We start from the raw sequence: 22,010 nt of genomic DNA on the forward strand, positions 1-22,010 counted from the left end.
CGATAAAGCGAATGGCGGAAGGCTTGCTCTTCCGCCATTTTTGTTTGACAACGGTGACAAGATCAAAACGGCAAAAGCCGTGAGGGGAATTCACGCATGGGCGGATTATTTTCCGCGCTAGGCTCCTTCTGGAGCTCACTTGTGCACATTTTCGATCCGCTGTGCGGACCCGTCGGCATCTTCACCTGGTTTGGTCAGTCGACGATTCTTGCCTGCGGCGATACTGGCTGGGGCGACGAAATCGCCCTTGGCTTGCAGGTGACCGTTTCGGTGGCGATCGTCACCTTGCCGATCGGCCTAGCCATCGGTTTCCTCGTGGCGCTGGGTCAGCAGTCGGAGGAAAAGCCGCTGCGGCTGGCCGCTGGCATCTACACCACGATCTTCCGCGGCCTGCCCGAGCTTTTGACGCTCTTCATCATCTATTACGGCATGCAGATGCTGATCCAGTCCCTTCTGGAGCTTGCCGGTTATGTCGGCCCCCCGATCGAGATCAACGCTTTTCTCGCCGGCGTGATCGCGCTCTCGGTCGTCTTCTCCGCCTACTGTTCGGAAGTGTTGCTCTCCGCTTTTCGCGCCATACCCAAGGGCCAGTATGAGGCGGGAGACTCACTCGGCCTGCATCGCGGCCGCACGCTGCGGCTCATCATCCTGCCGCAGCTTGTGCGAATTGCACTGCCCGGCCTGACGAACCTGTGGATGGTGCTGCTGAAGGACACGTCCTATGTCTCGATTATCAGCCTTGCCGACATCCTGCGCCAGACGAGCGTCGCCGTGCGGGTGACCAAGGAACCCTTCTTCTTCTACGGCATCGCCTGCTGTCTCTATCTGGTGCTCGCCATCCTCTCTTCGTTCCTGCTTGTCCATATCGACCGTTGGGCCAAGCGTTCGGAGGTGCGCCGATGAGCTATGCCGAAACATTGATCCCGCCGCAGCCCGCACCCCGCGAGGTGAGAAAGCCGATGACGGCGGCCCGTCTCAGCGGCTACATCCTCGTCACGTTCTGGGCGCTGCTCGCCGCGCTGCTGCTCTTCACCGTCGTCAATGGCTGGGATCCCGACAAGTTCACCCGCTATGGGCCACGTTATCTACACGGTCTGTGGATCACTCTCAGCCTCGTCGCCATCTCTGTCGTCTGCGGCGCCGTACTCTCGCTGCCGCTCGCCATGGCGCGCCTGTCGAAGAATCGCGTGCTCAACTGGCTCGCCTACGGCTATATCTATTTCTTCCGCGGCACGCCGCTGCTTGCCCAGCTATTCCTTGTCTATTATGGCCTCGGCGTATTCCGGCCACAGCTCGAAGCCGTCGGCATCTGGTGGTTCTTCCGCGATGCCTGGTATTGCGGTCTCTTCGCCATGACCATCAATACCGCCGCTTATCAAGCGGAAATCCTGCGCGGCGCAATCGAGAGCGTGCCGCACGGCCAGCACGAGGCGGCAGCCGCCCTCGGCATCCATAAGGTCATCGCTTTCCGCAAGATTGTCCTGCCGCAGGCCTTTATCGTCGCGCTGCGCCCCTATGGCAATGAAATCATCCTGCTGATCAAGGGTTCGGCGGTCGTCGCCATCATCACCGTGCTCGATTTGATGGGCGAAACCCGCTACGCCTTCTCGCGCACGTTTGACTACCAGACTTACCTGTGGGCGGCGATCTTCTATCTCACCATCGTCGAGGCGTTGCGCCATCTCTGGGCGTGGATCGAGCGTCGGCTGACCCGCCATCTCAAGCGCTGATGGCGCTGGCAGCACTCTCGGAGCCGTGCTGCCAAGCCATTGATATTAAAAATAAATTGTCCTTTTCTGAAGTATCTGTAAAGTTTCCGTTAACCACTCGCATGTTTCCATATCACGTAGCGCTAATAAGCGTGCGAGTGGGAACGAGAAGAAGCGGAATAAAATGCACACGGACATGGAAAGACAATTGCAAGGTTACGGCCTGACGACCGCCCAGATCCTCTACCGCCTGCCGGACCACCCGACGATCCTGCAGACCTACGTCTGGCAGGATTACGATCTCGCCCCGGATTTTCCCGAGATGCGCGGCTTTCTGAAATTCTGGCAGGAGAAGCTCGACGGACCGCTGCATTCTGTGCGCTACGTCCACCGCAAGCTGATCTCGGCAACCGAATGGCGCGCGCTGAAGGGTGAGTTCATCCTGCACTGATCAGACATGCGCTTCGCCATGGCCGAATTCGCCCTCGTCACGATCGGGACGCAGTGCGAAATAGAGCATGCCGAGATAGAAGGCGACGACCCCAGCAATGACTGCAAGGCCGGGAATGGGCCCAAGCACGGCATTGTCGATAACATAAGCCCATGAATGCGCCTGCAGCGCCGGCGTGCCCTCTGTCTGCAATTTCGGCGTCGAGATCTTCAGGCACCAGGCAAGCAGCAGGATGAAATACATCCAGCCGTAATTGCGCTTGAGACGGCGATGCATCGCCTCGCCATAACTGAGAAGAAAGCGCGGATGGCGAAGGCTGCCGGCGATCACCGCGGCCCATTCGCTGCCGCTATTGGGGTTGGGCGCCAGAATCTGCGCGAAATAACAGCGCTCGATCTGGCGGATGCGGGCGCGGTATATGTCGAAAAAGCGGTAGCGCCGCGCCTCGATCATCAGAAGCAGCGTGATCAGCATCATTCCGAACAGCAGCACGCCGTGATGCGAGGTCGGAGTCGACAGCGATACCGAGAGCAGCGCCGCCACCACGGTGATCGCCCAGTTGGATGTCCGGTCGATGCGGTCGCGCCAGCTTGTCATTCTCCCCAGTTCGCCACGGTAATAGTGTGTGAGCGAGGTGGTGATCTCGCTCAACGTGCCAGGCAGCAGCACCCGCGCGCCCTCTCCTTCACTTGCCGGCGGCATCCTGTCTTGCTCCATATCCATGGCTTTCCTCCTTTCGTCTTTTTGGCGCAGATCTTGGCGCGTTTAACTATTCTGCGCCTGCACGCCCGCCATTGCAAAACATCGAAAGCGGCCTTAGACGCTTGCCTGAAACAAGAGGATATGGACCGCGATGGCGAAGAAGATCGACGAAGAAGCCCTTGCCGAGGCCTATAACCGCGCGCTGGCGCTGGAAAAGGCCGGTGATATCGACGCGGCCGTGGCGGCCTATGAGGAAGTTTTGGCGATCGATCCAGATGACCACGGCGGAGCCGCCGTGCGCATCGCCGCGATGGGCCGCGGTGAAACGCCGGCCAAGGCGCCCGACGCCTATGTCGAGACCCTGTTCGATCAGCATGCCGAGGTGTTCGAGGATGTTCTCGTCGAGCAGCTTGGCTATCACGTGCCGATGCTGGTGCGCCAGCGCCTGCAGCAGCTGAAGCTCGGACCGTTCAAGCGGCTGCTCGATCTCGGCTGCGGCACGGGTCTGACCGGCGGCGCCCTGCGCGACCTCTGTGAAGATATGACCGGCATCGACATATCGGAGAAGATGGTCGAGATTGCCCATGAGAAGGATCTTTATGAGACGCTTTTCGTCGCCGAGGTCGAGGATTTCCTCGAGGACAATGACGAGGAAGCCTTCGACATCATCGCCGCCACCGATGTGCTGCCCTATCTCGGCGCGCTCGAGCCGCTGTTCTTCGGGGCCGCCGAGAACCTGACGCCGGGCGGCCTGTTCGTCTTCTCCTCCGAAACCCTGCCGGCAGAAATTCTCGCCGGCCGCGCCTTCATGGTCGGACCGCACCAGCGCTTCGCCCACGCCGACGGCTATGTGAGGGAGCGGCTGACCGCCACCGGTTTCGAGCTTGCCGAGATATCCGATATCAACGTGCGCATGGAAGAGGGACAGCCGACGCCCGGCCATCTGGTGATCGCCAAATATATCGGCTGACGAGAATAGTTGCGCGATCGGAGAACTATCGGTTGCCGAAGTCTTGCGAACCTGATACTTAGTCGGATGGTAAAGTTTTCCACCACACAGGAAAGGGTCGCCGCATGTCGCTCGTGTTTTATGGGCATCCGCTTGCCTCCTTCTGCCATAAGGTGCTGATCGCGCTTTACGAAAACGGCACGCCCTTCGAAAACCGGATCGTCGATCTATCCGACGAGACTTCACGTTCTGATCTCTTCCGGTTCTGGCCAATCGGCAAGATGCCGCTGCTGCGTGATGAGGCCCGCGACAGCACCATTCCCGAAACCTCGATCATCATTGAATATCTCGACCATTATTATCCCGGTCCCGCCGCCCTGCTGCCGCTGGAGATCGACCGGGCGTTGCAGGTCCGTCTCTGGGACCGCTTCTTCGATCACTATGTTCAGGCGCCGATGCAGACGCTGGTCAGCAATCGCCGACGTCCCGAAGGCAAGGCGGACGAAATCGAGATGGCCGCGTCGCGGGCGACGCTGGCCACGGCCTACACAATGATCGAAAAGCAGCTGGGCGACAGCCCATGGATCACGGGCGGGGCCTTCACTATGGCCGATTGCGCCGCCGCCCCCTCTCTCTTCTACGCGGAGACGCTGGTCCCCTTTTCACCCGAGCAGCCGCGACTGCGCGCCTATTATGAGCGGCTGCTGACGCGCCCATCCTTCGCCAGGGCATTGGAGGAGGCCCGCCCCTATTTCAAATTCTACCCCTACCATGACAGGCTGCCCGCCCGCTTCCGGGACGCAGCGGAATGATCGACGGCCAGGTGGATCTCGACCGCATGTTTCATGCGCTTTCCGACCGCAGCCGCCGCGGCATGATCGACCGCCTCGGCCGCGGCCCGGCCTCCGTCACCGAGCTGGCGGCGCCGCTCTCGGTCGCGCTACCGACGGTGCTGAAACATCTGCAGGTGTTGGAAAGCAGTGGCCTCGTATTCTCCGAAAAATCCGGCCGGGTGCGCACCTACCACCTGCAGCAGGATGCGCTTGCCGCCGTCGAGCGCTGGGTGGAACAGCGGAAAACCCGCTGGACCACCGCCTTCGGCAGGCTGGATCAACTTCTCGCCGACGAGCCGGAGACCCTCCCCGAATGACGACACGCTCCGCAGAACACACCACCTTCGTCATCGAACGCCACCTCAAGGCGCCCGTCGCCCGGGTCTTCCGCGCCTGGTCGGCGCCGGAAGCCAAGCGTCAATGGTTCGCCTGCCACGGCGATTGGGTGCCGCTGGAATACGGCCTGGATTTCCGTCCCGGCGGGCTGGAAAGGAATTATGTTGCCGACACGGACGGGCTCCTGCATGCCTTTGACGCCCATTACATCGACATCGTGCCCGATGCGCGGATCATCTACACTTATGAGATGAAGCTCGGCGAAGCCCGCATCTCGGTCTCTCTTGCCACCGTCGCCTTCGAGGCCGAACCCGGCGGCACAAAGATGGTCTTTACCGAACAAGCGGTGTTCCTCGACGGCTATGCCGACAACGGCGCCCGTCTTCAGGGCACCGAAATCGGCCTCGACAATCTCGAACTCTTTCTCGAGCGCGAGACAAGCCCAATCCACTAATGCATGTCGCCCAGAAGTGTGCAGCGCTTCCGGGATAACGACATGCATCAAAACAAAGGGCTAATGGGAGTGGCGTGAACTATATTTGACGCGACGCGCATCAATCGGACGAAGCCTCAGCCGTTTGATTTCTTCCGCGAGGCAGCAGCGTTCAACGCGGCGGCGGCGCGAACGAGCGCCTTCAATGCCTCCTCGTCGATCTTGTCGCTCTCATGGATATCGATGGCGCGCCGGGTGTTGCCTTCGAGGCTGGAGTTAAAGAGTCCCGAAGGATCCTCCAGCGCGGCACCTCTGGCAAAGGTCAATTTCACCACGCTCTTATAGGTCTCGCCGGTGCAGATGATGCCGCTACGCTCCCAGACCGGCACCCCCCGCCACTTCCATTCCTCGACAACGTCAGGCTCGGCCTGCCTGATCAGCGCCCGGACCCGCGCAAGCGTCTCGCCGCGCCAATCCCTTAGCTCCTCGATCCTCGCATCGATCAGTTGGGAGGGCGAGGCTTCTCCGGGCCCCTGCTCGGAACCGCTCTTCTTCATGCTTGCCGTCACTTTTTTCATGATTGTCTCTCTTCATTGGCCCCAGATGTCGGTGACATCGCTGCGGTCACATCCGCTCTCCGGGCAATCGGCTGGCCTGCTCCACCCAGTCGGTGAGCTGGGCTTCATCGATCTCGTCATTCTCGCGGATGTCGAGGTAACGCACGTCTTTCTGCTTGGAAGCGCCCGGCGGCGGCGGATCGAGCAGGGCGCCGCGGAAGAAGGCCACCTTGACGTATTTCGTGAAGCAATGGACGCCGAGGAACCAGCCCTGCCCTTCGACCCCATAGAAAGGTGAGTTCCATTTGACTGCCTTGGAGACGCCAGGCACCGTGCCGGTGATTATCACGTCGAGGCGACGCCCGATCTCGCTTTTCCAGCCCGGCATCGCCGCAATATAGGCTTGCACGGGCGCGTCGCCATGACCTTTGGCGATCTGCGGGTTGCCGCCCGACAGAAGCCTCGGCGCGGCGGCCGGTTCGGCGACCGTCTTGCTTGTCACCTCGGCCGCCGTCTTGGGTCTTCTTTCGGCCATCGCGTTCACTCCCATCTTCCGCGCCGCCTCGCGGCATCGGGCAGCAAGAACAGGTAAAGATCGGTCGCATCAACAGGCAGAGCGGCAGCAGCGCCAGGAGGCCTACCCAGACAGTCGATTTCCCCTGCAGCGCGGCGATGATATCGACGGTAACAGCAGCCGTAAAGGCGACGGACGGCCGGCGATGAATTTGCCGAAACCAGTGGTTCCAGTTCAATAGGATCTCCCCGGGGAAATGAGCTTCAGCGACGCAAGGTCCGTCTATCGACGATCTCACTCCGACCGCGCCAGAACCTGCTCCAGATTTGCAAAGAACTGCGTCCACCCGCTCCTGGCGCCTCCGTACGCCTGCCGCTGATCTGCCCGGAAGCCGGATTGCTCCATCCGCAAATGCGTGCCGGTGGCGGTTGGGGTGAGAGTCCATGTGACTATGCTTTCCAGCCCATAGGCTTCCCAGCTGTAAGATAGGGTCTTGTTCGGCTCGACTTCCAGGACCTTGCAGTCGACAGAGCCCCAATCAGCGCTGAAACTGAAACGATGATTGATGGCGGGCTTGAAGTCGCTCTTCATCAGCCACTCCTGGAGCAGGTGCGGCTGCGTGAGCGCCCGCCAGATCTTTTCCGAAGGAAAGGGTATTTCCCGCTCGATGACGACGGAGCGCGTCTCTGTCGATGTGTCGGTCATTGATCCATCCTTTTCAGCAAATCTTCGAGATCGTTAAAGCGGCTTTGCCAGAAGCCGGCCATCTCGCTCGTCCAGTCGACCAGCGGAGCCAGCGCGCCAAGCTGCGCACTGTAGTGGGTCTGCCGCCCTTCGTGGCGGTCGCGCACCAATCCGGCCTGCTTCAGGATCCCGAGATGTTTCGAAACAACCGGCTGAGATACGCCGGCCCGGGCCGTCAGAGCCCCGACAGTCTTCTCTCCTTCCCGGCACAGCCGCTCGAACAGAGCCCGCCGCGTCGGATCGGCGAGCGTCCGAAATAGTACATCGTGAGCATCTGGCATAGATGATTCATACCTCTGGAGCTATGAATTGACGTATAGCTGCCGAGGCATACGTGAGTCAAGACGAAAGCTTGGTACGCGGGGCCGACAAAGCGAAGGAGAAGAACACCAAAGGTTTGCGGCGCATAGCGACTGAGAGATTACATAGCTTCACAGCTATGCATAGGAACATTTTGCATCGATCGCGCACCGCCGTTGCGACAGGCATATTCGCGGTCACGACCTCTCAGGACGCTCGGCGGCCAGCCGCTCCCGAATGACGGTGGGGCCACCGGTAAGACGCGCCGCAAGCATGCTCGCGGGATCAACCAGACGCCAATAGGGCGTCACAGCCGAAACCGGCTCGCCCTTTGCCAACGCGCCGAAGGACAGGTCGGCGATGGCTCGCAAATGCCGCTGCACCGTCACCGGGCAGCAGGCGTCCGCCCCGTATCGAGTGGCGAGGCAGCGGCGGAGAGCACCGAGATCGGTGCGAATCCCTTGTGGTGCTGATCGGATCTGCTCCGCGACCATCTGCTGCGACGGAATGAGCATCGCTTGCATGCCGCTGCGGCCCTTGCGCCGCTGCTTGATCGTCGGAGTTTCGCTCATATCATTTCCCGGAGCATTGTGCCTTCCAGCAATCTAGAGCCGAAACGAACGACGGCCAGCCTCGTCACGTCAATCGACGGGAAGTCGCTTCTGACGGCTTTTCTGCTCCCGCCGTTTCGGTTAATCCTCGGGGCCTCTCACTCAGGAAAGGATAGGACATATGGCTAAAGTCGCGTTCATCGGTCTCGGCGTCATGGGTTTTCCCATGGCCGGCCACCTGAAGCTCAAGGGCGGCCACGATGTTACCGTCTACAATCGCACCGCCGAGAAAGCCGCCGCCTGGGCTGAGAAATTCTCCGGCAAATCCTCCCCTACCCCGGCCGAGGCGGCAGAGGGCGCCGATTTTGTCTTCGTCTGCGTCGGCAACGATGAAGATCTCCGATCGGTGACATTAGGCGATAGCGGCGCTCTGCACGGCATGAAGCCTGGCTCGGTGCTGATCGACAACACCACCGCCAGCGCCGAGGTCGCTCGCGAACTTTATGCAGCGGCAAAGCAAAAAGGTGTCGACTTCATCGACGCTCCGGTTTCCGGCGGCCAGGCCGGCGCCGAAAACGGTGTCCTGACCGTCATGTGCGGCGGCGACGAAGCCGTTTATGCGCGCGCCAGGCCCGTCATCGAAGCCTATGCCAGGATGGTCGGCCTGATGGGGTCGGCAGGTTCCGGACAGCTGACCAAGATGGTCAACCAAATCTGCATCGCCGGCCTCGTCCAGGGCCTCGCCGAAGGGCTGCATTTCGGCAAGCGCGCCGGCCTCGATATCGAAAAGGTCGTCGAGGTGATCTCCAAGGGTGCGGCAGGCTCCTGGCAGATGGAAAACCGCCACAAAACCATGAACGCCGGCAAATATGATTTCGGCTTTGCAGTCGACTGGATGCGCAAGGATCTCAGCATTGTGCTCGCCGAAGCCCGCCGCAACGGCGCTAAACTGCCGGTCACGGCCGTTGTCGATCAGTTCTACGGCGACGTGCAGGCGATGGGCGGCAATCGCTGGGACACGTCCTCGCTGCTTGCCCGCCTCGAGAAATGATCGGCCCCTCCTCCGATCCCGCGGAACTGATCGCGCATCTCGAAACGCTGCGCTCGGAGGAGAATGTCGCCGGGATGGCGCGCTTCGGCATCGTCACCGCCCGCGCCCTCGGCTGGCGAAGAGGGATCACCTCAGGGCAATGCAGCTCTGGCAAAGCGATATCCGCGAAGCCCGCCTGCTTGCCCTCTGCACAGCTGAGCCGAAACGGCTCACGGCGGAAGAAGCCAGAAGCTGGGCCAATGATTTCAACTCCTGGGAGATCGTCGATTGCGCCGCCGATCTCTTCGTCGGAGCCCGACTGGACGAACTCATATCGGAATTCGCAGCCGACGAGCGCGAGTTCGTTCGCCGCGCCGCCTTCGCCATGATATCAGCCACCGCCGTCCACCGGAAGAACGAGGGAGATTTGGCTATCCTTGCCTGGCTGCCACTGATCCAGGCGCATTCGGGCGACTCCCGCAACTTTGTTCGGAAGGCGGTCAATTGGGCACTGCGCAGCATCGGCAAACGCAATCGCGGCTGCCACGGTCCGGCGCTGCGGCTGGCGAAGCTTCTGGCTGAAAGCTCGGATAAAACCGCCCGCTGGATCGGCAGGGATGCGGTCAGGGAGCTGAGCGGCGAAAAGTTGATGGCGCGGCTGAAATAGCGATGCGACATCGAATGCATGCCTCGCTAAAGTGTGCAGCGGTTGTCTAATCACATGCTGCTTGTCAATGAGGTTTGGCCACGGGCATTTTTGCTGCGTTGCGCGACAGGCAACGCTGCATAATTTTAGCAGGGAGCGTCCGCTATTACCGATTGCGCGCCTTGAGACCGTCTTGAGTTTCTGACTTATTCAGCTGGCCTGTTCGTGAGCCTTTGTCGTTTGGGTTCGGTGTCGGCGTCTCTCTTGTATCTCGTGGCGGATCTTGGCGATCGTCAGACTAAGGGGGCGCCACCTGGTCGTCGGAACGGCAGACAGGCTGCTTTTTAGGGTCGATCCGTTTGGCGGGGGCAGCAATTTTTCCAGACATAGCCGGTTCCTCCAGCTTCACCGACAAGAACCGACCGCCACACTGAAGGTTCCGAGTCCGGCCCAGCGATCTGTCAACGACCGATGATGAGGATCCCGCCATCGGCGAGGAGAAGGAAGAGAGACGCTCCGGCACATTTTTTACCACTGAGCCTTTGACAGGAACGTTTCCGACCGATGAGCGTTGATTGTTTTTATCCAGCGGCTTGACGCGCACAACATGAGGGAGGCTATCATGAAAGTCAGCAATTGCATGACCACCGACGTTCAGATCACCGATCCGGACCAGACATTGCGGGAAGTTGCCGCAATGATGGGACGTCTCGATGCCGGCGCTCTCCCGGTGGCAGAGAATGATCGGCTGGTCGGGATGATCACTGATCGCGACATTACCATTCGTGGCGTGGCAGAGGGCAAAGGTCCCGACGCAAAGGTCCGGGATGTAATGAGTACCGATGTCAAGTACTGCTTCGATGACGAAGATTTGGAAGACGTTCTTCACAACATGGGGGATCTTCAAGTGCGGCGCTTGCCGGTGCTGAACCGAAGCAAGCGGCTGGTCGGCATCATCTCGCTTGGCGATCTCGCGATGAAGGGCGAGACCATGGAAACAGGCAGAGCACTGAGCGGCATTTCGCAACGTGGGGGCGCACATTCGCAGACGGCCCACTGACGGTCCGCGTGGCGCCACAGAAAGCTGTCCACGGGCCGGCAGTCATCTGATCATTCATCTCTCTCGCGCCATTGCCGTTGGCGCGAGAGTTCGGCAATTTCGCACATCCGGACGCCTCACGCAGCTCCGCTGCTAGGGCCCAAGGGCTTATAGGAACGACGCCACGAGATTGATTTGTTTTTGTTATCGAAGCCTTGGCACGTCAGCCAAAGCTGCGCTACTATTTCGGCTCCGGTTGTTGAATCACGGCTGGTGGCGCGTCGCTCTTATTGCTGCCGCGATCAAATGGCTTGAGAGCCAGGATACCGAGTATTGAAGCAATCATCGCTCCAATGACGACGATCATCAGCATTCGCATCACCCGCCCAAGATTCAACAACGGTCGAGGCAGATCGTTCTATTCATTGGCCCTACCGCATGCTCATCCGTGCCGTGGTAACCGCCGGCTCTCCCGTCTACCTTGGGCTTGGTCGTCTGAGAGCCCCACCTCCATGCCCGGCCTGAAGCCCCGGGTGAACCCCACCGCCAGATCTTCGGCAAATCATCGCAAGCCAACTGAAAGTTCGCGACACGCTTTGGGGTCGGGGCTTTCGCCTCACCGTCAATGATGCTTGGACTTTTCGACTAGAAAGTCGATCAGCACTCTTACCGCCGGCGGCATGCCCCTGGCCGTTGTGAAGACGATATAGAATTGGCTTTCTTCCGACTGCCATTCCGGCAACACCCGCACCAGCCTGCCAGCCTGCAGATCCGCCTCGCAGGCGCTTTCGAGTAGCAGTCCGAGGCCGAGGCCGGCGCGGGCTGCATCGAGAATGGCGGTCATGCTACGGCAGGTCAGCCGCGGCTGATGCCGGATTACCCGCTTGTCGTCATTCGGGCCGATGAGCTCCCAGGTATGGAATGTCACCCACGATGTCATCGCCAGCGTCGGCTGGTCGGCGAGTTCGTCCACGCGAACCGAGCTCGCTTAAAACAAAGCGGGCGCCTCAATAGGCTAAACAGCATGTCGTCGTGCGATACGCGATTGCCGGTCCGGCTCACCTGAATGGCGTTTCGCAAAGACCGTCACGAAGATAGGAGCAGAAACGCCGCAAGGACGGTCCGGCAGGGAAGACCGGACTCGTCCCCGTAGCTGATCGGAGGTCACTCGGATCAGAAACTGATTTGAAAATGCTCCCGGTCCGAAGACCGGGAGCATGCACTAAGCCGATTAGAACGAACGCTGCAGACGGAAGTAGCCCGTCGTGGAGTCGTCGCCGTCATCCGGATCGAGGTACTGAACCGAAGCCTTGGCGTAGAAGTTGTCGACGATCTGGTAATCAACCGTCAGACCAACCTTCCAAGCGTCGCCAAGACCGTCGAAGTCTTCCGGAACTTCTTTGCCGCCGCCGAAGTAGTTGCCGTAGTACTGAACACCAGGGGTGATCTTCAGCTTGTCGGTTGCCTTGATAGCGTATTCGGCAGCAACAGCCCATTCAGCTGCGGAGTAGTAGGAGTTCGGGCCCGAAGAGTATACGCCGGCGAGGCCGAGCGTGCCGGGGCCGATTTCAACCGTACCCATTGCACGGATAGCGCCGTCTTCGTTGTCGAAGTCCCAACCGCCGGTAACCTGGTAGCTGAAGGCACCAGCCTTGCCGCCGATGCCGAAGGCTACGCCGACGTTGTTCGGACCATCATCCGCAGTGAAAACAGTGGTGCCGGGAAGGACGCCGGGAGCAAAGGTACCCTGGTAAACGCCGTCTTCCAGTTCATCGACGCTGAGGCCAGCGTAGAAGGTGCCGCTTTCGTACTGATAGCGGATGGAGTTGTGCAGGGTTTCGACCGAACCGATGTCATCGGTTTCACCGGAGAGACCATCGTCCCACCAGCTATAGAACAGACCAGCGCGGAAGCCCGCGATGTCAAGGTAAGCGGAGTCGAGCTTGGCTTCCTGAGTGGAGGCGTTGTCAGCATTGAACTGCATGACGATGACGCCGGTCAGCGGACCGTACTCGGTGTCGCTCTTGGCGGTGAACTGAACCTGACCGCGGGTGACGGCATCCCAGTCCGAATCGCCGCCGACATCTTCGCCAACGTTGACCTGGAAACGGATGTAGCCTTCGATCTTGAGGCAGGTTTCGGTGCCGGGGATGTAGAAGTAGCCGGTGCCGTAAGCGTCGCAGACGCGAACATATTCAACCGGTTCCGGCTCGGCAGCAACGATAGCGTCAGCTGCAAGAACCGGCGTCGATGCAGCAAATGCTGCTGCTGATGCGAGCAAAACCATTCTGATGTTCATTTACCAATCCATTCCTTTGTCGATCGGGGCTGGCTTCCAATCGGGTAGTCGATTTGAAGCCGGCCCAGTTTGAACAGCCATCTCGGCGTGCGGATCGATCGAACCGCCAAATCGTCATCCCATACCGGGCGCGTTCAAGCAATTCTCGATATACGCGGGAAGAGTCCGATCGAGCCACTTTCCCCGAAAGCGTGATCTTTATACAACAATTTCAATTGGTTACAGCAGAAAAACGCACAAACGACCCGGCGACGAAAACCCTCCATCGCAAGCCGCAAACGCCATATTCTTTCATCAAAATCCTCACCGTCCGATCTTCGTCGGACATAATGGTGAAGCTCATAAAACTCTACCGCCGGCTAATGAACACATACAAGGTGACGGCTTAGAACATAGTGTCCTGAATTCGATACCAATGCGTCAAAATGATGACATGTTGCCCACTGGTTGTACGCACCATAGCCCCTTAATCGTTACTAGGCTATGTATTTCTTCAGGATTTCGCCGCGATTCGAGCGCTTTTCTGCTATTTATGAGACTTTTCCGTAGTCAGAACCCTCTCTCGGCCCTGCTTGCGGCCTCCTTGCGGACACTCTCACGGGATGATGAGAATGCCGCTCGAAGCCCATTTCTTGGGGATGATACCCTCTGCGGTAGTAGACCGTGCCACGATTATCGACGCAATTCCAGGCGGCGGTAGATCGCACGCTCGGATTCAGTCTTCGTTGGACTTGGCGTTCTCGAGAATCATGTAGTCCAGCGGCAGCTGCGTCGAATACTTGATCTGCTCCATCGCGAAGGCGGAGGAGACGTCGCGAATCTCGATCTTTGCGATCATCCGCTTATAAAAGGCGTCATAGGCTGCGATATCGGGCACGACGACTCGCAGGAGATAATCGACATCACCGCTCATCCGGTAGAATTCGACCACTTCGGGGAATTCGGCGACCACCTCGGAAAAGCGGCGCAACCACTCGATCGAATGGGTAGCCGTGCGAATCGACACGAAAACGGTGACCTTGGTGTTGACCTTCTCCGGATCGAGGATGGCAACCCGACGCTTGATGACACCGTCTTCTTCCATTTTCTGGATGCGGCGCCAGCATGGCGTCGTCGACAGCCCCACTTTCTTGGCGAGGTCGGCAACGGCAAGGGTCGAATCTTCTTGCAGCAGACGCAGTATTTTTCGGTCGAGGCGGTCCATGCGCACGTCAGTCCTTTCGAATTATTTTCTTTGTATAACTCGATTCCGCCCAACGAAAAGAATTTTGTTTCAGGAAAGCAGCATTTTCGTCCGCGCCCGCAAGACCGGAAGCAATTCTTCTTCGAACCAGGAATTGCGTTTCAGCCAGCCGCTGTTGCGCCAGCTCGGATGCGGCAGCGGTAGCACCGCCGGCGATCGCCCGGACATGAGGCTGTCGCGCCACCCCCGCACCGTCTCAGCCATACCGCCCTGCCCTCCGCCGGCCATATGCCAGGCCTGTGCATATTGGCCGATGACCAGCACGAGTTCGATCTGCGGCATCGCCGAAAGTACTCTTTGCCGCCAGAATGGTGCACATTCGCGACGCGGCGGAAGATCCGCGCCTTTGTCGTCATAGCCGGGAAAGCAGAAGCCCATCGGCACGATGGCGAATCGGTCGCGGTCGTAAAAGCTTGCCCTGTCGACGCCGAGCCAAGATCGCAGCCGGTCACCTGAGGCGTCGTCGAATGGCAGCCCGCTCTCATGCACGCGAAGTCCAGGCGCCTGGCCGGCGATGAGGATACGGGCGTTCGAAGAGATCACGGCCACCGGCCGCGGCTCCTGCGGCAACCGGTGCGCCGGCCCCTTTGCCGGCGCGTCGCGACAGATGCGGCAGGCGGCGATTTCACGCCGCAAAGTTTCCAGCCTGGCTTCGTCGGTCATCACCTTACTCCCACCCGACGATTCGCCCGATGAAGCGCAGCGTCTCGTCGAAACCGGAATCCTGGCGGGCGTGGCCGCGCACATCGCGCGGCCGCTCGAAACTTCCGGCCCACATCCCCGCCTTTGCACCCCTCGCTTCCGCCTCCTCCTTGCCGTAACCGCCATAGGAAATGGCCATGCCCCGCCGCACCATGGCGGCGTTGATGTCTCCGCCTGCCCCATTGCGGCAGACGACGAGCAGCCTGTTATAGCGGTCGCGCCGGCTGCCCTGGCAAAGCGTTCCCGATGCCAGCACCATCTCCTGCAGCGCCTGGCGCGCGGCGCGCCCGCAAGCCCAGACTGTTCCCGCCCGCTCGCAGCTCTGGTTAAGCTCCGGTGCATCGATGCCTTCGAGCCGGAAGCGCTCCCGCTCCAAGGACAGGCTGTCGCCGTCGGCGGCATGAAAGGCGCCCGCATGCTTGATGGCTGCGGTATCGTTGACCTTGGCGGCGATCAGCGCCAGGAACGCCAGTAAGGCAAAAGCGGTGACGCCGTCGCGAATCAGGCGCAGGCCCCGTGTCACGCTTTCGCCTCCTTAAAAAACAAATCCTTGGCAAAGATGGCAAACATCTTCTTAAGAATTGCCGGTTAAGCTCTTATCCACCCTGGGATGAAGTTTCAACGTGCACATGAGTACCGGCGTAAGCACATCGACCGACAAGATTATCGTCGACAGGTCGCGCAGCCACCGCAATAAGGCCGTTTCCAAGGCCGTGCGGCAGACGCGCGAACGTCTTCAGTCCGGTCATGCGTCCAATTCCTCCTTCGACCGTGACGTCCTTAAGATGTACATAGCGTCGATGCTGCAGGGCGCGACGATCATGCCGCTGTTCGTCGTCATCATCACCGCCCTCGGCGTCTATTTCACTCAGGATACGCGATTGCTCTTCTGGGCGCTGCTGACGCTCACCTGCCACACCGGCAATATCCTGCTCGCGCGACGCGCCCGCCGCCAGGAAATCACCTCCGAAAGCGCCCGCAAATGGCGCCGCCTGCTGCTCTCCGGCCAATTCCTGGTTGGCTGCTGCTGGGCCGTCTTCGCGCTTCAGGGCTGCGACACCTGCGAACCTTCGAGTTTCATTCTTTATAAGGGCGCAACATTGCTGATTGCGCTCTCCGTCACGGCGATGTCGAACTTCATGCTGACACCTGCCGTGCTGGTCGCCTTCGCACCGGCAGTCCTGGCGCTTGGCGCCAAGAGCGGCCTTTCGCGCGACCTCCTCGAAATCAGCCTGACCGGCCTGTTCACGACCACCCTGGTCTTCTTCAACTATATCAGCGACCGGCTGTTCAAATCGAACCTCAGGATCCTCTCCTATCAGTCGGAGAAGGACGACCTGATCGCCGAGCTTGAAGTGGCGAAATCGATGTCGGACGAGGCGCGCCGCCGCGCCGAGGAGGCAAACCTCGCCAAGTCCCGCTTCCTCGCCTCGATGTCGCACGAACTCAGGACCCCGCTCAACGCCATCCTCGGCTTCTCCGAGGTGATGTCGGCAGAAGTCATGGGACCGCTCGCCAATCCGACCTACAAAGAATATGCCGGCGATATCCACCGCTCCGGCCAGCATCTGCTCGATCTCATCAATGAGATCCTCGACCTGTCGCGCATCGAGGCCGGCAAATACGAGTTGAGCGAGGAGGCGATCTCGCTGCTCGATATCACCGAGGATTGCATCGGCATGGTCCAGCTGCGCGCCCGGGCCAAGAACATCGCCATTTCGGATCAATTCGAGCGGCAGCTGCCGGCCATCTGGGCGGACGAGAAGTCGATGCGCCAGGTGGTGCTCAACCTTCTCTCCAATGCCGTCAAATTCACGCCGCAGGGCGGCGAAATCCACGTCAAGGTCGGCTGGACGGCTGGTGGCGGCCAGTACATCTCGATCAAGGACAACGGCCCCGGCATTCCGGAAGAAGAGATCCCCGTCGTCCTCTCGGCCTTCGGCCAAGGTTCGATCGCCATCAAAAGCGCCGAACAGGGCACCGGCCTCGGCCTGCCGATCGTCCAGGCGATCCTTGCCAAGCATGACGGACAGTTCCTGCTGAAGTCGAAGCTGCGCGAGGGCACCGAGGTCATCGCCATCCTGCCCGCCAAGCGCGTGCTCCAGAGCCTGCCGGCTGTCGAAGAGGCCCAGGCCGTCGCCCGCAAGCGCAAGAGTTTTGCCTGATTCAGCCAAAAAACAGGTGGTTGCCGAGAACGAAGCCGAGATAGAGACAGCAGGCGGCGATCATGCAGCTCACCGCAAAGGAACCGAGATCCTTGGCGTGTTTACCGACGATCGAAATCTCCGGCGAAATGCGGTCGATCACCTCTTCGACGGCTGTATTCATCGCCTCCATCGAAAAGAGCCCGAGAAACAGCAAAACTGCGACGACGATCTCACCGGCGGTCGCGCCGACCAGCGCCAGCGCTGCGATCGAAACGACGAAAAAGCCGAGTTCCTGGCGAAAGGCAGCTTCCTTCAGCACGCGTAGAAAGCCCGCCCAGGAATAGCTGGCGGCGGCGATGAAATGCCGAAATCCGGTCTCTTTCGTCACCGCAGGCTTCATCACACGCCCTCTCCTCTTCCCGTTGCGCCATGGACCCGGGAAAGGCTTCGCCGTCTCCCCTTTAGTGAGCCAATAGGCAAATAGCGAATCCGCCTGAACGGTGCAAGCGAACCGGAGACCGCATCGCCGGTGCCGGTCGCGGCCTCAATGTTTGCCGCTCACACCCGCCTGGGCAAAGGTTGCCATGCCGGAATGGCAGGCGGCCGCCGCCTTGACGATACCGGCGGCCAGCGCCGCACCGGTGCCTTCGCCGAGCCGCATGCCGAGCGCCAGAAGCGGCGTCTTGCCAAGCATCTCGATCGAGCGCAGATGCCCCGGTTCGGCAGAGACATGGCCGATCAGGCAATGATCGAGCGCGGAAGGATTTGCGGCTTTGAGGATCGCAGCCGCGGCAGTCGCGACATAACCGTCGATCAGCACCGGAATGCGCTCCATGCGGGCGGCGAGAATGGCGCCCGCCATCGCCGCAATCTCGCGCCCGCCGAGCCGCCGCATGATCTCGAGCGGATCGTCGAGATGGTCGCTATGCAGCGCCACTGCCTTTTCCACCGCCGCGACCTTGCGCTCCAGCATATCGCCTTCGGAGCCGGTGCCGGGCCCCACCCAGTCGCGCGCCGAACCGCCATAGAGCGCATAGTTGATCGCAGCCGCAATCGTCGTATTGCCGATGCCCATCTCGCCGATGCAGAGCAGGTCGGTGCCGCCGGCGATCGCCTCCATACCGAAAGCCATGGTCGCGGCGCAGTCGCGCTCGGAAAGCGCCGCCTCTTCGGTGATATCGCCTGTGGGATAATCGAGCGCCAGATCGAAGACTTTCAGTCCGAGATCGTGGGTGACGCAGATCTGGTTGATCGCCGCGCCGCCGGCCGCGAAATTCTCGACCATCTGCTGGGTCACGGCCGGCGGAAACGGCGTGATGCCCTGTCTGGTGACGCCGTGATTGCCGGCGAAGATTGCCACCAGCGGCCGGTTGACGGCGGGTGGGCGGCCCGTCCAGGCGGCGAGCCAGAAGGCGATTTCCTCGAGCCGTCCGAGCGCACCCGGCGGCTTGGTCAGCTGCGCGTCGCGTTCGCGTGCGGCCACCAGCGCGCGGGCATCCGGCCCCGGCAGGTCGCGAAGCAGGGTACGGAAATCGTCGAACGGCAGGCCTGAAACGCTCATCTGTGCGGTTTTCCTATGAATTCGGCTATTCTTGTTTTCACGCAAACCACTTGTTTGCGTCGAGCAAATCAGCTTCTTTGCGGTGGCTCTCTCTTAAAGCCGGCGAACGAAGCGAACAACACCAAAAGCGCCGCCGCGACCATAAGTCGGGATCTCCGGCAGAACGAAACAGAATGAAGATCAAGGATTATGCGGTCGATACCGCCCGCGCCGTCGCCTTCCTCAGCCGCCTTCCCATGCCGCCAGCGCTGTTCAACGGCTATGACGGCAGGCTCGGCCGTCTGGTGCGCGCCTTTCCCTTCGCCGGCCTTCTCATCGGCTTTGTCCCGGCCTTCGCCCTCCTCCTTCTTCTGGGCCTGCGCGCTGATCCACTGGTAGCCGCACTGGTCGCACTTGCCGTCCAGGCTCTTGTCACCGGCGCGCTGCACGAAGATGGTTTGGCGGATACGGCCGACGGCATCGGCGGTGGCAAGAGCCGCGAACAGAGCCTCATCATCATGAAGGACAGCCGGATCGGCACCTATGGCGCCATCGCGCTCATTCTCTCCTTCGCGATCCGCGCGGCAGCGCTTGCCGCCATCGTCCGCCATTCCTCACCTCTCGCAGCGGTCCTTGCCATCCCCGCCGTCGCGGCGCTGAGCCGCGGCGCAATCACCTGGCATTGGCAGCGGCTGCCGCCGGCAAAGGCCGATGGCGTGGCCGCCTCGACCGGTCAGCCGGATGAAGCGGCGATGCATTTTGCGCTCGTCGCAGCCGGTCTCCTCGCAGCACTTCTGATCTGGCCGGCCTTCGGCCTGTGGCCGCTCGTCGCCAGCCTGCTCGCCGCCGGCGCCGCAGGATTTGCCTGCACCGTCTTCATCCGCCGCCGACTTGCCGGCCACACCGGCGACACGCTGGGGGCGACGCAGCAGATCTGCGAAATCGCCACTTTATGCGCACTTGCCACGGCTCTTTGAAACTCCGATATATCCTCCATGCAAACACCCTGCATTCACCTCTGCTCCATGGTTTCAGCCACCGGTTTTTGCGCCGGATGCGGCCGCACTCTTGAGGAAATCGGTGGCTGGATGAACTATACCGAGACCGAGCGCGGCGGGATCATGGCGCTGCTGCCGGCGAGGCTCGCAGCCGCCGCCACGAGGAGCCACATGGAAACAAGCCTCGCCGCGCGGCCGGAGCAGTCCTGATGATCCGTTTGACTGTCTTCCTCGTCATAATCGGCATCGGCCTTGCCGTGCTGATCCTCAACAATGACAGCAGCCGCATCCTCGGCCTGCAAAGCGACGATTTCGGCCGCGTCGTCTACCTGCTGCCGATCGCACTGATGCTGTCGGCCGGCATCTGGGGAAGCCGGCGCAGCGTCGGTGAAACCATGCGCCAGATGATGATCTGGCTGGTGATCATCCTGGCGCTCGTCACCGTCTATCTCTATCGCCAGGAAGCGCTCGGCGTCGGCAACCGGGTGCTAGCCGGCCTCGTTCCCGGCCGCGCCGTCGTTGTCACGACGAGCGAGGGTGGCGAGGAAATCATCCTGCACAAGCTGTTGAACGGCCATTTCGAAGCCGACGTCAATGTCAATGGCCGACCGGTCGAGATGCTCGTCGACACCGGCTCCAGCATGGTCGCGCTCTCGCACGAGGATGCCGAACGCATCGGCATCGATCTCACCGGCCTCACCTACTCGATGACTGTTATGACCGCCAACGGCCGCAGTCGCGCAGCCCCGATCACGCTCGACCAGGTGGCGATCGGTCCGATCGTCCGCAATAATGTCGCAGCCAGCGTCGCCGAGGACGGCCGGCTCGACCAGAGCCTGCTCGGGATGAGCTTCTTGGAAACGCTGGGCTCCATGCAGATGCAGACCGACGAACTGCGCCTGCGGGATTGAACCCTGGCGTCGCAGCGCTCATCATCTGCCGCCTTCGATAGCGGACCTCACCCGCCCCGTCGGGTTTCGGCAGGCTCTCCATGCGGAGCGCCCGGAGCAGTTCGCCCGTCGATGAACGCCGCCGAAAGCGCGGCCAAGAGGGCGAGCGATGCCGAGGTCAGCAACATCGCGAACAGTGTCGGAATCGCGCCGGCCTCCCGGAGAAACAGCCCGGCGATCGAAGCGATTAGCGCGCCGCCGGCGATCGACATGGCAGCGGCAAGGCCGGCAGCGGTGCCGGCGAGATTGGAGCGAACCGACATCACCCCCAGATTGGCGGCCGGAAAGGTCAAGCCATTGCCAATGCCGATGAACATGCAGGGTCCGAAAAACGCCAGAATATGCGTCACGCCTGAGATCGACAGGCTCAACCCCAGCAGCAGACCCATGCAGGTCGATAGGCGCGCAATGACGAGCGTGAGGCTGAGCGATTTTTCGGTCAATCGGGCAGCCAGATAGCTGCCCAGAATGAACCCTGCGGGAACCATCCCCATGAATAAACCCAGTTTCGCGCTCGATCCGCCGAGCAACGTTCCGACGGCCAAAGATGCGCCTCCGAGAAAGATGTAAAGAGTGCCGGTGGAGCAGGCCATGCACAGCGTATAGGCCCAGAACCGCGGCGAACTCAGGAGGTGCCGATAAGAGGCAAGGTAGTTGCCTCTCGGTCTCGACGCAGGCCCCGCCGTTTCTTTCAGCTCGCGCATGGAAATCGCAAGGATGGCTGCGCCAAGCAGCGCATGAGCAGCGAAGATCGCCCGCCATCCAAACGCTTCGTCCAGGACGCCACCGAAACTCGGGCCGAGCATTGGGGCAATTGCCCAACCCATGGCGGCGTAACCGATCCTGTTGGCAGCCTGGCCTTCGCCCGCCGTCTCCTTGATGACGACAAGAGCGACGCAGAAACCGGCGGCGATCGACGCCTGCATCACGCGAAACAACAGGAAAATGCCGATGTTGGGAGCGAGCGCGCAGCCGATGGAGGCGACGATGAAAATCGAAACGGCGATCAGCGCCACCGGCCGGCGTCCGTAGCGATCCGACATCGCGCCCGCGACAATTTCCGTCACGGCATTGATGATCGCATAGCCCGCAATCGAAAGATTGACGAGGGCGAAATCGGCCCGAAACGTGGCAGCGATGTTTGGCAGCGCCGGCAGATATATGTTGACCGGCAATACCGATAGCGCCGTCAGCAGCAGGAGGATCGTGCGTCGGGGTGCCGCCGTCGATGTCGTGACCGTTTTCTCGGTCAGGCGGCTGCCGGAAGTCTGAACGGAATTATTGCCTGTCATGGTCCTACCCGTCTTGTCAGCGAGATTTGTGGAGAGTCTGACGAG

At 60.8% G+C, this 22,010-nt stretch carries 27 protein-coding genes and 3 pseudogenes; 14 read left to right on the forward strand and 16 right to left on the reverse strand.

Features of this window, described 5'->3' with window-relative positions; genetic code table 11:
• Positions 1–96 precede the first annotated feature (96 nt).
• The 3 genes from AMC88_RS12345 (at position 97) to AMC88_RS12355 (ending at position 2,160) form a co-directional block, all read left to right on the forward strand.
• Positions 97–903, forward strand: coding sequence for an ABC transporter permease (locus tag AMC88_RS12345; protein WP_064825341.1), 807 nt, complete (start codon positions 97–99; stop codon positions 901–903).
• Positions 900–1,730 (forward strand): ABC transporter permease, encoded by an 831-nt coding sequence (locus AMC88_RS12350; protein WP_016733280.1) that lies wholly within the window; start codon positions 900–902, stop codon positions 1,728–1,730. Before AMC88_RS12345 ends, AMC88_RS12350 begins: the two co-directional genes overlap by 4 nt.
• A 163-nt stretch (positions 1,731–1,893) precedes the next feature.
• On the forward strand, positions 1,894–2,160 hold the full coding sequence (locus tag AMC88_RS12355; RefSeq protein WP_004678350.1) for an usg protein: 267 nt from the start codon (positions 1,894–1,896) through the stop codon (positions 2,158–2,160).
• Here AMC88_RS12355 and AMC88_RS12360 read toward each other — a convergent pair whose 3' ends face one another.
• Entirely contained in the window at positions 2,161–2,883 is a 723-nt protein-coding gene (locus AMC88_RS12360; RefSeq protein ID WP_012484093.1) for a DUF2270 domain-containing protein, read from the reverse strand.
• Positions 2,884–3,013: 130 nt separating this feature from the next.
• Here AMC88_RS12360 and AMC88_RS12365 point away from each other — a divergent pair, with 130 nt between their 5' ends.
• The 4 genes from AMC88_RS12365 (at position 3,014) to AMC88_RS12380 (ending at position 5,434) form a co-directional block, all read left to right on the forward strand.
• On the forward strand, positions 3,014–3,832 hold the full coding sequence (locus tag AMC88_RS12365) for a methyltransferase (protein ID WP_064829960.1): 819 nt from the start codon (positions 3,014–3,016) through the stop codon (positions 3,830–3,832).
• Positions 3,833–3,936: 104 nt separating this feature from the next.
• On the forward strand, positions 3,937–4,623 hold the full coding sequence (locus AMC88_RS12370) for a glutathione S-transferase family protein (RefSeq protein WP_004678358.1): 687 nt from the start codon (positions 3,937–3,939) through the stop codon (positions 4,621–4,623).
• Positions 4,620–4,961, forward strand: coding sequence for an ArsR/SmtB family transcription factor (locus AMC88_RS12375; RefSeq protein ID WP_012484095.1), 342 nt, complete (start codon positions 4,620–4,622; stop codon positions 4,959–4,961). Before AMC88_RS12370 ends, AMC88_RS12375 begins: the two co-directional genes overlap by 4 nt.
• Positions 4,958–5,434 (forward strand): SRPBCC family protein, encoded by a 477-nt coding sequence (locus AMC88_RS12380; RefSeq protein ID WP_012484096.1) that lies wholly within the window; start codon positions 4,958–4,960, stop codon positions 5,432–5,434. Before AMC88_RS12375 ends, AMC88_RS12380 begins: the two co-directional genes overlap by 4 nt.
• A 116-nt stretch (positions 5,435–5,550) precedes the next feature.
• Here the strand turns inward: AMC88_RS12380 and AMC88_RS12385 are convergent, their stop codons facing one another.
• From AMC88_RS12385 to AMC88_RS12405, 6 genes and pseudogenes are all read right to left on the reverse strand, one after another.
• Positions 5,551–5,991, reverse strand: a complete 441-nt coding sequence (locus tag AMC88_RS12385; protein WP_012484097.1) for a DUF1801 domain-containing protein — start codon at positions 5,989–5,991, stop codon at positions 5,551–5,553.
• Between the two features lie 46 nt (positions 5,992–6,037).
• Positions 6,038–6,505, reverse strand: a complete 468-nt coding sequence (locus tag AMC88_RS12390) for a DUF1801 domain-containing protein (RefSeq protein ID WP_012484098.1) — start codon at positions 6,503–6,505, stop codon at positions 6,038–6,040.
• Positions 6,506–6,510: 5 nt separating this feature from the next.
• Positions 6,511–6,722 (reverse strand): annotated as a pseudogene (locus AMC88_RS34055) (hypothetical protein).
• Positions 6,723–6,778: 56 nt separating this feature from the next.
• A complete protein-coding gene (locus AMC88_RS12395; RefSeq protein WP_012484099.1) occupies positions 6,779–7,189 on the reverse strand; it encodes an SRPBCC family protein in 411 nt (136 codons plus the stop codon).
• Complete coding sequence (locus tag AMC88_RS12400) at positions 7,186–7,509, reverse strand: ArsR/SmtB family transcription factor (protein ID WP_004678370.1); 324 nt, start codon at positions 7,507–7,509, stop codon at positions 7,186–7,188. The genes AMC88_RS12395 and AMC88_RS12400 overlap by 4 nt, the downstream gene beginning before the upstream one ends.
• Positions 7,510–7,725: 216 nt before the next feature.
• Positions 7,726–8,100 (reverse strand): hypothetical protein, encoded by a 375-nt coding sequence (locus AMC88_RS12405; RefSeq protein ID WP_012484100.1) that lies wholly within the window; start codon positions 8,098–8,100, stop codon positions 7,726–7,728.
• A 160-nt stretch (positions 8,101–8,260) separates the two neighbouring features.
• On the opposite strand from AMC88_RS12405, the gene AMC88_RS12410 reads away from it, so the two are divergent.
• The 3 genes and pseudogenes from AMC88_RS12410 (at position 8,261) to AMC88_RS12420 (ending at position 10,815) form a co-directional block, all read left to right on the forward strand.
• On the forward strand, positions 8,261–9,130 hold the full coding sequence (locus AMC88_RS12410) for an NAD(P)-dependent oxidoreductase (protein WP_064825342.1): 870 nt from the start codon (positions 8,261–8,263) through the stop codon (positions 9,128–9,130).
• A pseudogene (locus AMC88_RS12415) lies at positions 9,127–9,776 on the forward strand (DNA alkylation repair protein). The gene AMC88_RS12410 and the pseudogene AMC88_RS12415 overlap by 4 nt, the downstream one beginning before the upstream one ends.
• A 601-nt stretch (positions 9,777–10,377) precedes the next feature.
• Complete coding sequence (locus AMC88_RS12420) at positions 10,378–10,815, forward strand: CBS domain-containing protein (RefSeq protein WP_012484104.1); 438 nt, start codon at positions 10,378–10,380, stop codon at positions 10,813–10,815.
• A 220-nt stretch (positions 10,816–11,035) separates the two neighbouring features.
• Here AMC88_RS12420 and AMC88_RS34505 read toward each other — a convergent pair whose 3' ends face one another.
• The 6 genes and pseudogenes from AMC88_RS34505 to AMC88_RS12450 all read right to left on the reverse strand — a co-directional run bounded on the left by AMC88_RS34505 (position 11,036) and on the right by AMC88_RS12450 (position 15,561).
• Positions 11,036–11,167: a hypothetical protein gene (locus tag AMC88_RS34505; protein ID WP_257784661.1), complete on the reverse strand. Its 132-nt coding sequence runs from the start codon at positions 11,165–11,167 to the stop codon at positions 11,036–11,038.
• 249 nt (positions 11,168–11,416) lie between these two features.
• Positions 11,417–11,767: pseudogene (locus AMC88_RS33085) on the reverse strand (LysR substrate-binding domain-containing protein); the annotation flags it as partial.
• 258 nt (positions 11,768–12,025) lie between these two features.
• The gene (locus tag AMC88_RS12430) at positions 12,026–13,093 is read right to left on the reverse strand and encodes a porin (protein ID WP_064829961.1); all 1,068 of its coding nucleotides are present in this window, start codon (positions 13,091–13,093) and stop codon (positions 12,026–12,028) included.
• Positions 13,094–13,808: 715 nt separating this feature from the next.
• Complete coding sequence (locus AMC88_RS12440) at positions 13,809–14,297, reverse strand: Lrp/AsnC family transcriptional regulator (protein WP_004678404.1); 489 nt, start codon at positions 14,295–14,297, stop codon at positions 13,809–13,811.
• A 69-nt stretch (positions 14,298–14,366) separates the two neighbouring features.
• Positions 14,367–14,999: a uracil-DNA glycosylase family protein gene (locus AMC88_RS12445; RefSeq protein WP_012484108.1), complete on the reverse strand. Its 633-nt coding sequence runs from the start codon at positions 14,997–14,999 to the stop codon at positions 14,367–14,369.
• A gap of 4 nt (positions 15,000–15,003) precedes the next feature.
• Entirely contained in the window at positions 15,004–15,561 is a 558-nt protein-coding gene (locus AMC88_RS12450; protein WP_010024792.1) for a thermonuclease family protein, read from the reverse strand.
• A gap of 106 nt (positions 15,562–15,667) precedes the next feature.
• On the opposite strand from AMC88_RS12450, the gene AMC88_RS12455 reads away from it, so the two are divergent.
• A complete protein-coding gene (locus AMC88_RS12455; protein WP_012484110.1) occupies positions 15,668–17,203 on the forward strand; it encodes a sensor histidine kinase in 1,536 nt (511 codons plus the stop codon).
• Position 17,204: 1 nt separating this feature from the next.
• Here AMC88_RS12455 and AMC88_RS12460 read toward each other — a convergent pair whose 3' ends face one another.
• Positions 17,205–17,588 carry a diacylglycerol kinase gene (locus tag AMC88_RS12460; protein ID WP_012484111.1) on the reverse strand — a complete coding sequence of 128 codons (384 nt, stop codon included), beginning with the start codon at positions 17,586–17,588 and terminating at the stop codon, positions 17,205–17,207.
• A gap of 141 nt (positions 17,589–17,729) precedes the next feature.
• Positions 17,730–18,746 (reverse strand): nicotinate-nucleotide--dimethylbenzimidazole phosphoribosyltransferase, encoded by a 1,017-nt coding sequence (gene cobT, locus AMC88_RS12465; protein WP_012484112.1) that lies wholly within the window; start codon positions 18,744–18,746, stop codon positions 17,730–17,732.
• A gap of 173 nt (positions 18,747–18,919) precedes the next feature.
• On the opposite strand from cobT, the gene AMC88_RS12470 reads away from it, so the two are divergent.
• The 3 genes from AMC88_RS12470 to AMC88_RS12480 are packed head-to-tail and all read left to right on the forward strand — an operon-like array spanning position 18,920 to position 20,634.
• A complete protein-coding gene (locus tag AMC88_RS12470) occupies positions 18,920–19,702 on the forward strand; it encodes an adenosylcobinamide-GDP ribazoletransferase (protein ID WP_016733299.1) in 783 nt (260 codons plus the stop codon).
• Positions 19,703–19,720: 18 nt separating this feature from the next.
• Positions 19,721–19,933, forward strand: a complete 213-nt coding sequence (locus tag AMC88_RS12475; RefSeq protein WP_012484114.1) for a DUF1289 domain-containing protein — start codon at positions 19,721–19,723, stop codon at positions 19,931–19,933.
• The gene (locus AMC88_RS12480) at positions 19,933–20,634 is read left to right on the forward strand and encodes a TIGR02281 family clan AA aspartic protease (protein WP_010678593.1); all 702 of its coding nucleotides are present in this window, start codon (positions 19,933–19,935) and stop codon (positions 20,632–20,634) included. Before AMC88_RS12475 ends, AMC88_RS12480 begins: the two co-directional genes overlap by 1 nt.
• A 47-nt stretch (positions 20,635–20,681) precedes the next feature.
• On the opposite strand, the gene AMC88_RS12485 is transcribed toward AMC88_RS12480, so the two are convergent.
• A complete protein-coding gene (locus tag AMC88_RS12485; protein WP_064825344.1) occupies positions 20,682–21,965 on the reverse strand; it encodes an MFS transporter in 1,284 nt (427 codons plus the stop codon).
• Positions 21,966–22,010: the final 45 nt, after the last annotated feature.

This window comes from Rhizobium phaseoli, assembly GCF_001664385.1.
GTDB classification, from domain to species: domain Bacteria; phylum Pseudomonadota; class Alphaproteobacteria; order Rhizobiales; family Rhizobiaceae; genus Rhizobium; species Rhizobium phaseoli.